Origin of the sequence: Streptomyces sp. NPDC088923, from assembly GCF_044749745.1 — a bacterium.
GTDB lineage: Bacteria > Actinomycetota > Actinomycetes > Streptomycetales > Streptomycetaceae > Streptomyces.
Genome location: NZ_JBIVIO010000002.1, coordinates 758,365 through 771,836, shown reverse-complemented (window position 1 = coordinate 771,836; position 13,472 = coordinate 758,365). Strand labels below are relative to the sequence as shown.

Below are 13,472 nucleotides of genomic sequence, written 5' to 3'. Positions count from 1 at the left end.
CGCCCCCCGACGCGTCCGGCTCGGCGGCGGCCGTCAGGAGCAGGTGCCCGCCGGGGTCTCGCGGGTGACGATGTCGGTCGTGCCGCGCGTGTCGGCCCAGACGACGCGCTGCGAGCCGTCGTCCATGCCCGGGTACATCTGACCGGTGACGGCGCAGGAGACGCGCTGCCAGGTGCCACCGTTGCCGGTCATGACGTCCTCGACGTTCGCGACCTCCAGCTTGGGCTGGTTGGCGTTGCCGGTGCCGAACACCGAGGCCATGAGGTCGGTGCGGACGAGCTGCGTGTCGTTGACCCCGAGCTGGACGCCGCTGCCCATGATCGAGCGGAGCTTGACGCTCTTCTGCTTGGCGGTGTTCGCCGGGTCGGAGAGGTCGTAGCCCTTGACGTTCTGGAAGCCGAGCAGGAACGGGTTGGTGATGACGGCGAAGCCGTACTCGCCGTTCGCGACGTAGTCGGTCGCGGAGCTGAGCAGGTCGCCCGCCTTCGTGGCGGTGAGCTTCCCGCTCGCGAGGTCGTAGACGTTCAGCATCGTCGTCGACGTGCCGCCGTAGTCGATGAAGGAGACCTTGCCGCCGGCGATCTGCGGGCGCACGGCGCTGGTGCCGGGCTCCGGGGTGATGTTCACGGCGGGCCTGGCGCCCTGCTTGACCCACACGTCGGCCTCGTCGCCCTGGATGTCGACCCAGGTCACGGTGTTTCCGTCGATATCGACCTCGCGCTGGTCGCCGGGACCGCCCGCGACGACGGTCTCCCGCGCGTTCTTGCCGCCGCCCGCGGGACGGCTGACGACGTCCGCGCCGTTGACGCCCACCCGGCTGTAGTACAGCTTGTTGCCCTTCAGCGCCGGGTCGATCATCCAGACGCCGGGCGTCGAGAGGTCGGTGGCGCCCTTCTCGGGCCGCGAGAGGAGGCCGGTCTTGATGCCGTACTCGGGCGTGCCGTCGAAGAAGCTCTTCAGGTCGACGTACGAGGTCGCCCAGCGGTCGCCGTCGACGGCGATGTTGTGCGACATGTCCATGCCCTCGGCGCCGGGCGCGATGTCCTTGGCGAGGGTGACGGAGTCACGCGGGGCCTCGACGTCCTCCCAGCCGGGCACGATGCCGTGCGCGTCGAAGGCGTTGTTGATCTGCTGGAGCTGGGTGCTGGTGGCACCGAGACGACGCGCGGCGTCGACGATCCCGTAGCGCGCCTGGAGGAAGTCCGTCCACGGCGTGAAGTTCTCCAGCGCGGCCGTGTAGATGACGTTGTCGGCGAACTTCTTGCTCAGCGACTTGCGCATGTCCCACATGGCCCCGCCGATGATGGTGGAGTTGGAGTGGACACCGCCGTTGTCGCTGGCGAGCGGGATGTTGAGGTAGTCGTCGTCGGCGCGGCGGCCGTCGCTCAGGTCGCGGAGGGCGCACGTGGCGGGGTCCTCGTCGTGGCCGCACAGGTCCTCGCCGATGAGACCCGCCATCGGGTCGTTCATCGCGAGGCCCTCGTCATCGACCTCCATGGCCTCGCCGAAGTAGTCGCTGATCGCCTCGTTGAGGGCGCCGGACTGCGAGACGTAGAGGAGACCGGCGGTGTGCTCGGTGATGCCGTGGGTCATCTCGTGGCCCACGACGTCGAGACCGACCGAGGCCGGGGCGCCGTTGATGTTGCCGTACACCATCTTGGTGCCGTCCCAGAAGGCGTTCGGGTAGGCGACACCGTTCGAGGTGACGTTGACGACCGAGCGCATGGTGCCGCCCTTGCCGTCGATGCCGTCGCGCTTGAACTGCTTCTTGTAGAAGGCGTAGACCTTGGCGGCGTTGGTGTGCGCGTCCACCGCGCCGCTGTCGGTCGCGGCGGCCGGGAACTCCGTGGAGTCGGCCGAGGCGAGCGGGGTGTCCTCGGGCAGCACGCCCTGGTAGTCCTGCACGTCGCCGCCTTGCGCGTCGTACGTGAGGATCTCGCCGCCGGTCTTCTGGAACATCGTCTGCGTCCGGTCGCGCAACTCGACCTTGCCGTCGGCGCGCTGGTACGCGTTCAGGTCGACGGTCGCGCCGTCGTAGTTGGTGCCCTTCGCGGTGACGGGGCCCTCGGTGACGGCGGGGTCCTCGCCCTCGGCCGGCGCCTGGGCGGAGGCGGCGGCCCGGGTACCCGCGGCGGCGATGCCCGCGACGTCGTTGTACGAGAAGGCGATGCCACCCGTGTGCGCGTCGACGTAGACCTGCTGGCTCACCGGCTCGCCGGAGCGCTGGGTCCCCTTCACGGTGAAGTGGTAGGTCAGGACGCCCTCGCCCCGGGGCAGGACGACGAGGTCGTGGGCCTCGATCGTGCGGCCCTTCGGGCTCAGCTTGCGCAGGCTCTCGTCGGTGAAGAGACGATTCCGCGCCTGCCGCGAGGTCAGCTTCGGCGTCGCGCTGACCTTGAGGTCGGTGAAGAGGCTGCCGCTCGCGGACTCGACCTCGGTGCCCTTGGTGTGCACCTTGTACTCGGCGCCGAGGACCGGGATGCCCTTGTGACGCTGCGTGAAGCTGACCGTCGTGCGGCCGTCGACGGTGCTCGCCTTCGGCTTCGACAGGTCCAGGTCCTTGGTGTGGAAGACATCCTCGTGCTGGGCGAGGTGTTCCTCGGCGGCGAGGGCCGGGGTCTCCTTGCGGCCCGAAGCGGACTTCGCGGCGCGATCCTTGAGACCGCGGACGAAAGACGGGACGTCGGTGTGCGCGCCCGCGACACGGTCCGGGGTGTGGTCGGAGCCGGTCCGCGGGGCGGCGGCCTGGGCGGGCAGTGCGGTGAACAGCCCGCACAGGAGCGCGGCCGTCGAGGTGGCGGCGGCCAGCCGTATGCGTCTGGTGCTGGAAGAGGGCATGCCTGACCTTCTGGAGGGGGTGAGGAGTGGGCCTCCGGAATCGTCGCGAGCGACCTGGTGCGCGGGCAATGGCCCCACGTGTCGCATCACTGTCAATGGCAAGAACTTGTCAGTGATAATCACGTGGACAGGTGATGACGGGGATGGGGACGAAACAGGGAAAAGTGCTGCACAATCTCGATCTCAACCGGTCACAAGAGTCCATCTACCGGCACCTCGTCGAAGCCGGTACGGCCACGGCCGAGGCCCTCGCGCAGACCTGTGCCCTCGAACTCCCCCGCGTCGTCGCCACGTTGGAGGAACTGCGCAGGGCGGGACTGGTGACCCGGCTCGGAGCGGGGCGCGCCGAGGCCCTGTGGTGGGAACCGGCTCCGCCGCAACTCGCGCTCGGGGCGCTGCTCGCGGTGCGCCAGGACGAACTGCGCGCCGTCTCGGCCGAGATCGCCCGGCTCGACGCCTCGTACCGCACCACCGTCGCCCGGCGCGGCAGCGGGGACAGCCTGGAGGTCGTGCACGGCCCGGAGAACATCCGGCACCGCTTCCTCCAGCTCCAGCGCGGAGCGAAGCGCGAGGTCCTCAACCTCAGCAAGGGCCCCGCCGTCGCGGTGCGGCGCGAGGACAACCCCGCCGAGCTGACCGCCATCGAACGCGGCGTCCGCATCCGCGTGGTCGTCGAACCGGCCGTCGTCGAGCAGGACCTCTCCCTGCTCACGCTCGGCGTCTCGCTGGGCGAGGAGGTACGGGTCGCCGCGGAGGTCCCGACCAAGCTCGTCGTCGTGGACCGCGAACACGCGCTGCTGCCCCTCCACCCGGACCCCGAGGGCATCGCCGCACACGCGGCGATCGTCCACGCCCCCGGCGTCGTCGCCGCGCTCACCGCCCTCTTCGAACAGGTCTGGCAGCGCGCCCGGCCGCTCAACGGCCACTCCCGGGGCGAGGACGACCGCGCGATCCAGTCGCTCATGCTCGCCGGCCTCACCGACGAGGCGATAGCCCAGCGCATCAACACCTCCGTCCGCACCGTCCACCGCCGCATCCGCCGCATGATGGACCGCACGGGCGCGGCCACCCGCTTCCAGCTCGGCTGGCACTTGCGCGACGAGGCGGCGACGGAGGAGGGGTGAGGGGGCGGGGGTGGACTGCGTGGGGGCACGGGGGGCGGGGCAGCACGGGCACGAGGGCAGGGGTAGTACGGGGGCAGGACGGGGCGTGAGGTCGCTACGTCGCGTGCCGCCGCCCTGCCGTCCGCCGCGCCGGTACGTGACGGGCGCGCAGGACGTGGGGGCCGTACGCGACGTGGCCCGGTACGCGACGTGACGCCGTACGCGACGTGACGCGCTACGCGACGCGACGTGACGCGCCACGCGACGCGACGCGCGCACGCGACGTGGGGCCCGCACGCGACGTGCCGCGCACACGCGACGTTCCGCGCGCACGCGACGTGCCGCGCACACGCGACGTTCCGCGCACACGCGACGTTCCGCGCGCACGCGACGTGGGGCCCGCACCCGACGTGCCGCGCGCACCCGACGTAACGTCCATACGCGGCCCTCGCACGCGTCGCCCGCACGCGGCGTCACGCCACCCCCGCGCGACGCGGGGCCGTCGCGCCCGGGCGGCCCGCCGTCAGTCCTCCCCGTACTCCGAGACCCGCGCCAGGAAGCTCCGCATCCCCTCCGTCAGGGCCTCCGCCGTCGTCGCCGAATCGGGGTCGAAGAGCCACTGGAGGGTGAGGCCGTTGAGCAGCGTCAGGTGGAGGCGCCCCTCGGTGTCGACGAGTTCGGGGGGCAGCGAGTCCTCGTCGAGTCCGGAGAAGGCCGCGAGGAGTCCCGAACGCCCGGCGGGCTGCGCGGCGACGAGCACGTCGCGCGCGTCCGGCCAGCGGTCACCGAAGAGAGCCATCTCGAAACTGAGCCGCCACAGAGGACGCTGCGCCGGGAACGCCGCGAGCACCGACTCCCACCGCGCGCGGAAGTGCGCGAGCGAGCCGGGCGGCGCCTCGACCCCCGGCCACTCCTCCGCCCCGCCCAGGTCGATCTCCTCCACGAGCGCGACGTAGGCACGGCCGAGCAGCGCGTCCTTCGAGCCGTAGTGGTAACCGATGGAGGCGAGGTTCGCTCCCGATTCCCGCACGATGTCGCGCGCCGTCGTCGCGGCGAACCCCTTGTCCAGCAAGCAGCGTTTGGCGCCTTCGAGCAGATCCTCACGGTGTCCCATGCGGGCAGCGTAGCGATGTTCTGACGCCCGTCACAGACGCTTGTACAGATGTGCGGACCTCGTACGCCACAACACGTAGACGCACGTATGAGACAGACGTATTAAACAACCGTCCTATACGTTCGTCATAGACGGCTGTATAGAACCCTCCTAGCGTCCTTCCCATGACCTCAGAACACCTGGCCCCGGCACACCTCCCGGAACCGGCACTCCGCGCGGGCCGCCGCGAGTGGGCCGCCTTCACCGTCCTCCTCCTCGCCCTCCTCATGGTCGCGATGGACACGTCCGTCCTCTTCTTCGCGGTCCCGGCCATCAACGCCGACCTCGCCCCGAGCGGCACCGAACAGCTGTGGATCTACGACGTCTACGGCTTCCTGCTCGCCGGACTCCTCCTCACGATGGGCTCGCTCGGCGACCGGATCGGGCGCCGCAGGCTCCTGCTGTGCGGTGCCGCCGCGTTCGGCGCGGCGAGCGCGGCGGCGGCGTACGCGACGAGCCCGGAGATGCTGATCGCCGCGCGCGCCGTGCTCGGCGTCGGCGGCGCGACGCTCATGCCCTCGACGATGGGCCTGCTCCGGGTCCTCTTCCAGGACGCGAAGCAGCGGGCCTGTGCGATCGGCGCGTGGACGGCGGTCCTGACGGGCGGTATCGCGCTCGGCTCGGTCGTCAGCGGCGTCCTGGTGGAGCACTACTGGTGGGGCTCCGTCTTCCTCGTCAACCTGCCCGCGATGCTGCTGCTGCTGATCCTCGCGCCCCTCCTCATCCCCGAGTACCGCGACCCTGAGGGCGGGAAGTTCGACCTGCCGAGCGTGCCGCTCTCGCTCGCGGCCGTCCTGCCCCTGGTGTGGGCGCTCAAGGAGATCCCCGGGAACGGGATGCGCCCCTCCTACGCCCTCGCGCTCGCCGCCGGACTCGTTTTCCTGGCCCTCTTCGTCCGCAGGCAGCGCACCGCCGCGCGGCCGATGGTGCCCCCGGCGCTCCTGAGAATCCGCGGCTACCGGGGCGGGCTCGTCCTCGGCACGCTCGCGGCCTTCGGGATGATGGGCGCCTCGTTCTTCACGACGCAGTACCTCCAGTCGGTCCTCGGACTGAGCGCCTTGGAGGCCGCGTTGTGGAGCCTCGTGCCCTCGGTGCCGATCGGCGCGGCCGCCCCTGTCGTGACGGCGCTCGTGCAGCGCGGCGTCCCGCGCGGTCGCGTCGTCGCCGCGGGGTTCGTACTGAGCGCGAGCGGCATGGCGGTGCTCGCGCTGCTCGGCACCGACTCGCTCGCACTCGTCCTGACCGCCGCGGGGCTGCTCGCCGTGGGCGTCGTGACCGCGCTCTCGCAACTCACCGACCTCGCACTGGGCGCCGTCCCGGTCGAACGCGCCGGCACCGCATCGGCGCTGTGGGAGACCGGCCAGGAGTTCGGCGGCGCGCTCGGCCTCGCGACGCTCGGCTCCCTCGCCACGACGTGCTACCGCGCCGCCGTCACGGACGCCGGACAGGGCGGCCTCCCCGACAGCGCCCGCGAAACACTCGGCGGCGCCGTGGCCCACGCGACGCGTCTCGGCGGGGAGCGGGGCGCCGCGCTCCTGCGCACGGCTCGCGAGGCCTTCGTCTCCGGGATGCACGTCGCGGCGTGGACCTGCGCCGCGCTCTTCCTCCTCTGCGCGGCGGGCGCCGCGCTCGCCCTGCGCGACAGGGGCACGGCCGGGGACAGCGGTACGCACGGGGGCGGCGGTACGCACGAGGCCGAGGGCGACCCCGCCCCCGCGCGGCCCGCGCCGGACGCCTCCCCGGTCCCCGCACCGAGGGAAGCCGCCCCCGCCCCCGTACCGCCGCTGCCCGAAGACCCGTGATCCGCGCCTCGCACACGCCCCGCACACGCTCCGCACCACGCAGGGACCCCGCACCCCACGCACGTCCGGCACCCCGTACAGCCCCCCACCCGCCGGAGTTCCGCTCCCCTCACGAGATCCGCGCCCGCCCGAGACCCACCCTCATGCCGAAGGGCCCGCTCCCCCACCGCCGTCAGGCGGGGGGCAGCGGGCCCTTCACGCTCCGTGCGGGAGGGGCGCCGCGACGGGCGGCCGCACCTCGGCCGGATCAGGCCGCCCCTCGGCCGGATCAGGTCAGGTCGACAGCGCGCGCCGACGTCGCGCCGGTCTCCTGCGCGACCTCCGCGAGGACGTCCGCGGGGACCGAGTCGTCGACCGTGAGGACCGCGAGGGCCTCGCCGCCCTCCTCGGCGCGCGAGACCTGCATGCCCGCGATGTTGATGCCGGACTCGCCGAGGACGCGGCCCACGGTGCCGACGACGCCGGGACGGTCGGCGTAGCGCAGTACGACCATGTGGTCGGCGAGGGCGAGGTCGACGGTGTGCTCGCCGATCGCGACGATCTTCTGGAGGTGCTTGGGACCGGCGAGCGTGCCCGAGACCGCGACCTCGCCGCCGTCGCCGAGCGTGCCGCGCACCGTCACGAGGTTGCGGTGGTCGGGGGACTCCGAGCTGGTGGTCAGGCGGACCTCGACGCCGCGCTCCTGCGCGAAGAGCGGCGCGTTGACGTACGACACGGTCTCCGCGACGACGTCCTCGAAGACGCCCTTGAGCGCGGAGAGTTCGAGCACCTTGACGTCGTGCTGCGTGATCTCGCCGTAGACCTCGACGTCGAGACGGACCGCGACCTCGCCCGCGAGCGCGGTGAAGATGCGGCCGAGGCGCTCGGCGAGCGGCAGGCCCGGCTTGACGTCCTCGGCGATGACGCCGCCCTGCACGTTGACCGCGTCGGGGACGAGTTCACCGGCGAGCGCGAGGCGCACGGACTTCGCGACGGCGATCCCGGCCTTCTCCTGGGCCTCGTCGGTCGAGGCGCCGAGGTGCGGGGTGCACACGACCTGGTCGAACTGGAAGAGCGGCGAGTCGGTGCACGGCTCCTTGGTGTACACGTCGAGCCCGGCGCCCGCGACGCGGCCCTCCTTGAGCGCGGAGGCGAGCGCCTCCTCGTCGACGATGCCGCCGCGCGCGGCGTTGACGATGCGCACCGAGGGCTTGACCTTGTGCAGCGCCTCGTCGCCGATGAGACCGAGCGTCTCGGGGGTCTTGGGCAGGTGCACGGTGATGAAGTCCGCGACCTCCAGCAACTCGTCGAGGGTGAGGAGCTTGACGCCCATCTGCGCGGCGCGCGCCGGCTGCACGTACGGGTCGTACGCGACGACCTTCATACCGAAGGCGGACATGCGCTGCGCGACGAGGACGCCGATGCGGCCGAGGCCGACGACGCCGAGGGTCTTCTCGGCCAGCTCGACGCCCGTGTACTTCGAGCGCTTCCACTCGCCGCCCTTGAGCGCCTGGCTCGCCTGCGGGATGTTGCGCGCCGTGGCGATGAGGAGACCGCAGGCCAGCTCGGCCGCGGTCACGATGTTCGAGGTCGGGGCGTTGACGACCATGACGCCGGCCTTGGTGGCGGCGGAGACGTCGACGTTGTCCAGGCCGACGCCCGCGCGAGCGACGACCTTGAGTTTCGGCGCCGCCGCCACGGCCTCCGCGTCGATCTTCGTCGCCGAGCGGATCAGCACCGCGTCGACCTCGGCGAGGGCCGGAAGGAGCTGGGCCCGGTCGGCGCCGTCGCAGTGACGGATCTCGAAGTCGGGGCCGAGGGCGTCGACCGTGGCGGGGCTGAGTTCCTCGGCGATCAGTACGACAGGCTTGTCTTGCGCGCTCACGTGTGTCCTCACAAGTCCTATGCGGACGGCCGTCCCGACGGCCGCATGCGGTGGAGGGGGTTCTGGCCGCGTGGAAGACGCACGACACTGTGGGCCTGACGCGTATGGGAGTGCAGTCTAGTGGTGCGCTCGGGGGCTGAATCCGCCCGTACGGAGGGTTCACCCGTTCGGGATTGGACTACGTGTCCATAGCACGTACGTCCGCTTCGGGTGCCTCCCGCGGACCCCTCGCCCCCGCTCGTCCCCTACGGCGGCGGGGACCGGTCGCCCGGTCCCCGCCGCCGTCACACCCGCCCGGCGGCGGGGCGGGGAGCTCAGACCTCTTCGTCGACCCAGCTCATGAGCTTGCGCAGCTCCTTGCCGGTGGTCTCCAGGAGGTGCTGCTCGTCGGCCTTCTTGTACTCGTTGTACTTCGGCAGGCCCGACTCATACTCCTTCATCCAGGTGTTGGCGAAGCTGCCGTCCTGGATCTCGCCGAGGATCTTCTTCATCTCGGCCTTGGTCTGGTCCGTGATGATGCGCGGACCGGAGACGTAGTCGCCCCACTCGGCGGTCTCGGAGATGGACCAGCGCATCTTCTCCAGGCCGCCCTCGTACATGAGGTCGACGATGAGCTTCAGCTCGTGCATGCACTCGAAGTAGGCGATCTCCGGCTGGTAACCGGCCTCGACGAGCGTCTCGAAGCCCGCCTTGACGAGCGCCGCGGTGCCACCGCAGAGCACGGCCTGCTCGCCGAAGAGGTCGGTCTCGGTCTCCTCGGTGAAGGTCGTCTTGATGACGCCGGCGCGGGTGCCGCCGATCGCCTTCGCGTACGAGAGGGCGAGGTCGAAGGCCTTACCGGTCGCGTCCTGCTCGACGGCCGCGATGCACGGGACGCCGCGACCCTCCTCGTACTGGCGGCGCACGAGGTGCCCGGGGCCCTTGGGGGCGACCATGCAGACGTCGACACCGGCCGGCGGCTTGACGAAGCCGAAGCGGATGTTGAAGCCGTGGCCGAAGAAGAGGGCGTCGCCGTCGTTGAGGTTGTCCTTGACGGACTCCTCGTAGATCTTGCCCTGGATCGGGTCCGGCACGAGGATCATGATCACGTCGGCCCAGGCGCTCGCCTCGGCGGGGCTCAGGACGGTGAGGCCCTGCTCCTCGGCCTTCGCCCTGGACTTGGAGCCCTCGTGCAGACCGACCCGCACGTCGACGCCCGAGTCGCGCAGCGAGAGCGCGTGCGCGTGCCCCTGGCTGCCGTAACCGAGGACCGCGACCTTCCGGCCCTGGATGATGGACAGGTCTGCGTCGTCGTCGTAGAACAGCTCGGCCACTGGTTTATCTCCTTGTATGCGGATGGTGCGTCCCACCGTACGGCGGGGTCCGTCTGGTGTGTGCTCGGGTCTCGGGATACGAACGCCGGCGGGGACCGGCGCGCGGGGCGAGACGGGGTGGTGCGAAGGAGACCTGTGCGCGGGTCACGCGCGCGGGGGTACGTCCTGGTGGCTCGTGCGCGTACGGGTGCGGGTCGCGCACTTTTTCGTACGGTACGAAGCCGGGCGAGGCGTCATCGGGTCCGGCACCTGGATGCGGTCCGGGCCCCCGCGCCGCCTCGTGGCCGGTGCGGCGGTCGCCCGCCGCTCAGGCGCTGCGGTCCAGGGCGCGCAGGGAGCGGTCGGTGATGGACCGTCCGCCGCGCCCGACGGCGATGGTGCCGGACTGGACGAGCTCCTTGATGCCGAAGTGTTCGAGCATCTTCAGCATGGCCTCCAGCTTGTCACTGGAGCCGGTCGCCTCGATGGTGACGGCGTCCGGCGAGACGTCCACGGTCTTCGCGCGGAAGAGCTGGACGATCTCGACGATCTGCGAACGGGTCTCGTTGTCGGCCCTGACCTTCACCAGGACCAGCTCCCGGTGGATCGCGGAGCCGGGTTCCAGCTCCACGATCTTGAGGACGTTGACCAGCTTGTTGAGCTGCTTGGTGACCTGTTCCAGGGGGAGTTCCTCGACATTGACCACGATGGTGATGCGGGAGATGTCGGGGTGCTCGGTGGTACCCACCGCGAGCGAGTCGATGTTGAACCCGCGGCGGGAGAAGAGGGAGGTGATGCGGGCGAGGACGCCCGGCTTGTTCTCCACCAGGACGGAGAGCGTGTGCTTGGACATGTTCATGTGCGTTTCTGCTCTTCCGTCTCAGTCGTCGGCGGCGTCGCCGAAGTCGGGGCGGACCCCGAGGGCGGCCATGATGTCGTCGTTGGACGTGCCGGCGGCGACCATGGGCCACACCATCGCGTCCTGGTGGACGATGAAGTCGACGACGACGGGGCGGTCGTTGATGGAGTTGGCCTTCGCGATCACCGCGTCCAGCTCGCTCGGGTCCTCGCAGCGCAGGGCGACGCAGCCCATGGCCTCGGCGAGCTTGACGAAGTCGGGGACGCGCGTGCCGGCGGGCCGGGGCGCGCCGTCGCGCTGGCCGGGCACGGCGGTGTCGGTGCCGGTCGGGTCACCGGCGAGGACCGTGTTCGAGTAGCGCTGGTTGTAGAAGAGGGTCTGCCACTGCCGCACCATGCCGAGGGCGCCGTTGTTGATGACGGCGACCTTGATCGGGATGTTGTTGAGGGCGCAGGTGGTCAGTTCCTGATTGGTCATCTGGAAGCAGCCGTCACCGTCGATCGCCCACACGGTGCGTCCGGGCTGTCCGGCCTTCGCGCCCATCGCGGCGGGGACCGCGTAGCCCATGGTCCCGGCGCCACCGGAGTTGAGCCAGGTCGCGGGCTTCTCGTGCTCGATGAAGTGCGCGGCCCACATCTGGTGCTGGCCGACGCCCGCGGTGAAGATCGTGTCGTCGGGGGCGAGGGTGCCGATGCGCTCGATGACCTGCTGGGGCGACAGGGTGCCGTCCACGGGCTGCTCGTAGCCGAGCGGGTACGTCTCGCGCCAGCGGTCGAGGTCGGTCCACCACGCGGTCAGGTCGCCCTTGTTGCCCGCCGCGTGCTCGCTCTGGACGGCCTGCACGAGGTCGGCGATGACCTCCCGCGCGTCGCCGACGATCGGGACGTCCGCGGTGCGGTTCTTGCCGATCTCGGCGGGGTCGATGTCGGCGTGCACGATCTTCGCGAGCGGCGCGAAGCTGTCGAGCTTGCCGGTGACGCGGTCGTCGAAGCGGGCGCCGAGCGCGACGATGAGATCGGCCTTCTGGAGCGCGGTGACGGCGGTGACACTGCCGTGCATCCCGGGCATGCCGACGTGCTGGGGGTGGCTGTCGGGGAAGGCGCCGAGGGCCATCAGCGTCGTCGTGACGGGGGCCCCGGTGAGTTCGGCGAGGACCTTCAGCTCGGCGGTCGCGCGCGCCTTCAGGACGCCGCCGCCGACGTAGAGCACGGGGCGCTTGGCGGCGCTGATGAGCCGGGCGGCCTCGCGGATCTGCTTGGCGTGCGGCTTCGTCACGGGGCGGTAGCCGGGCAGGTCCTGGGTCGGCGGCCAGCTGAAGGTGGTGTCGGCCTGGAGCGCGTCCTTGGCGATGTCGACGAGGACGGGGCCCGGGCGGCCGGTCGAGGCGATGTGGAACGCCTCGGCGATGGCGTGCGGGATGTCCTCGGCCTTGGTGATGAGGAAGCTGTGCTTCGTGACGGGCATCGTGATGCCGACGATGTCCGCCTCCTGGAAGGCGTCCGTGCCGATGGCGGCCGAGGCGACCTGCCCGGTGATGGCGACGAGGGGCACCGAGTCCATGTTGGCGTCGGCGATCGGCGTGACGAGGTTGGTCGCGCCGGGGCCCGAGGTGGCCATGCAGACGCCGACCTTGCCGGTGGCCTGCGCGTAACCGGTCGCGGCGTGGCCCGCGCCCTGCTCGTGGCGCACCAGGATGTGCCGCACGCGGGTCGAGTCCATCATCGGGTCGTACGCGGGGAGGATCGTGCCGCCCGGGATGCCGAAGACCGTGTCGGCCCCGACCTCTTCAAGGGAGCGGATGAGGGACTGCGCACCCGTCACGCGCTCGACGCGTCCGGACTGCTGTCCGCCGGAACGGGGCCGCGGCTGCGGATGCGGGGCCCCGGTGGCCTGCTCGGTCATCGGCATTCTCTTCTCGGTGCTGAGTTCTCGGTACGGGTGGGCGGGTGCGTTTCGTGGTGGTTCGCGCGGCGGCGGGGGCCGGCCCGGCGGGCGCCTGTGCAACAAAAAACCCCTCGTGCCGGGTGGCAAGCGAGGGGAGCGCGTCGGTGCGGGTGCCGGAGTTCGTTCTCCGGCTTCAGCCGACGCGCTGTCCAAGTACGAGAATTCGGGTGCGCATGGCAGTGACCCTCCTCCCAGCGGCTGTCAACTGTCAAGCCGATGGGATGTGGATCTCACGATGTGGTCATCGGAGGGGGCGCGGGACGTGCCCCGGCGAGGCCGCGCGAAAGGCAGCCCGCTCGGGCCGGGCGGGGCGTCGGCGCCGAGGTGGCGAAGGCCACGTACCAGCATGCGGACGGCGGGGGCGTGAGGGGCGCGTATCGGTCGGGAGGTGGCGCGGGCGGGGCGAGGTGGGCGCGGGCGGGGTGGGGCGGGCCCCGCGCCGGCGCCCCGCCGTGGCCGCTTACTGCGGGGACGTGGGGGCGTCCGGCTGTGCGGTGCCCGCTCCCTCGGCGGCGGTACGGGTCCCGGAGCGCCGCTCACCGGGCCGTTTGCCGAGCAGCGCGGCGAGCCCGCTCCCGGCCGCCGACACCGCCTCCGTGAGGCCGGGTGGCAGCACT

At 71.4% G+C, this 13,472-nt stretch carries 8 protein-coding genes; 2 read left to right on the top strand and 6 right to left on the bottom strand.

Annotated elements, in window-relative coordinates; translation table 11 throughout:
• Nucleotides 1-33 precede the first annotated feature (33 nt).
• Nucleotides 34-2,838 carry a M4 family metallopeptidase gene (locus ACIP4O_RS14615; RefSeq protein WP_401574799.1) on the bottom strand — a complete coding sequence of 935 codons (2,805 nt, stop codon included), beginning with the start codon at nucleotides 2,836-2,838 and terminating at the stop codon, nucleotides 34-36.
• A 143-nt stretch (nucleotides 2,839-2,981) separates the two neighbouring features.
• Between ACIP4O_RS14615 and ACIP4O_RS14610 the strand changes: the two genes are divergently transcribed.
• Nucleotides 2,982-3,962, top strand: coding sequence for a DUF6879 family protein (locus ACIP4O_RS14610; protein ID WP_401574798.1), 981 nt, complete (start codon nucleotides 2,982-2,984; stop codon nucleotides 3,960-3,962).
• A 502-nt stretch (nucleotides 3,963-4,464) separates the two neighbouring features.
• Here ACIP4O_RS14610 and ACIP4O_RS14605 read toward each other — a convergent pair.
• Nucleotides 4,465-5,055: a TetR/AcrR family transcriptional regulator gene (locus tag ACIP4O_RS14605; RefSeq protein ID WP_401574797.1), complete on the bottom strand. Its 591-nt coding sequence runs from the start codon at nucleotides 5,053-5,055 to the stop codon at nucleotides 4,465-4,467.
• A gap of 164 nt (nucleotides 5,056-5,219) precedes the next feature.
• Between ACIP4O_RS14605 and ACIP4O_RS14600 the strand changes: the two genes are divergently transcribed.
• A complete protein-coding gene (locus ACIP4O_RS14600) occupies nucleotides 5,220-6,896 on the top strand; it encodes an MFS transporter (RefSeq protein WP_401574796.1) in 1,677 nt (558 codons plus the stop codon).
• A 268-nt stretch (nucleotides 6,897-7,164) separates the two neighbouring features.
• Here the strand turns inward: ACIP4O_RS14600 and serA are convergent, their stop codons facing one another.
• The 4 genes from serA to ACIP4O_RS14580 all read right to left on the bottom strand — a co-directional run bounded on the left by serA (nucleotide 7,165) and on the right by ACIP4O_RS14580 (nucleotide 12,813).
• On the bottom strand, nucleotides 7,165-8,760 hold the full coding sequence (gene serA, locus ACIP4O_RS14595; protein WP_093587132.1) for a phosphoglycerate dehydrogenase: 1,596 nt from the start codon (nucleotides 8,758-8,760) through the stop codon (nucleotides 7,165-7,167).
• Between the two features lie 314 nt (nucleotides 8,761-9,074).
• Nucleotides 9,075-10,073, bottom strand: coding sequence for a ketol-acid reductoisomerase (ilvC, locus tag ACIP4O_RS14590; protein ID WP_401574795.1), 999 nt, complete (start codon nucleotides 10,071-10,073; stop codon nucleotides 9,075-9,077).
• 307 nt (nucleotides 10,074-10,380) lie between these two features.
• Complete coding sequence (ilvN, locus tag ACIP4O_RS14585; RefSeq protein WP_009068835.1) at nucleotides 10,381-10,905, bottom strand: acetolactate synthase small subunit; 525 nt, start codon at nucleotides 10,903-10,905, stop codon at nucleotides 10,381-10,383.
• Between the two features lie 27 nt (nucleotides 10,906-10,932).
• The gene (locus tag ACIP4O_RS14580) at nucleotides 10,933-12,813 is read right to left on the bottom strand and encodes an acetolactate synthase large subunit (RefSeq protein WP_401574794.1); all 1,881 of its coding nucleotides are present in this window, start codon (nucleotides 12,811-12,813) and stop codon (nucleotides 10,933-10,935) included.
• Nucleotides 12,814-13,472: the final 659 nt, after the last annotated feature.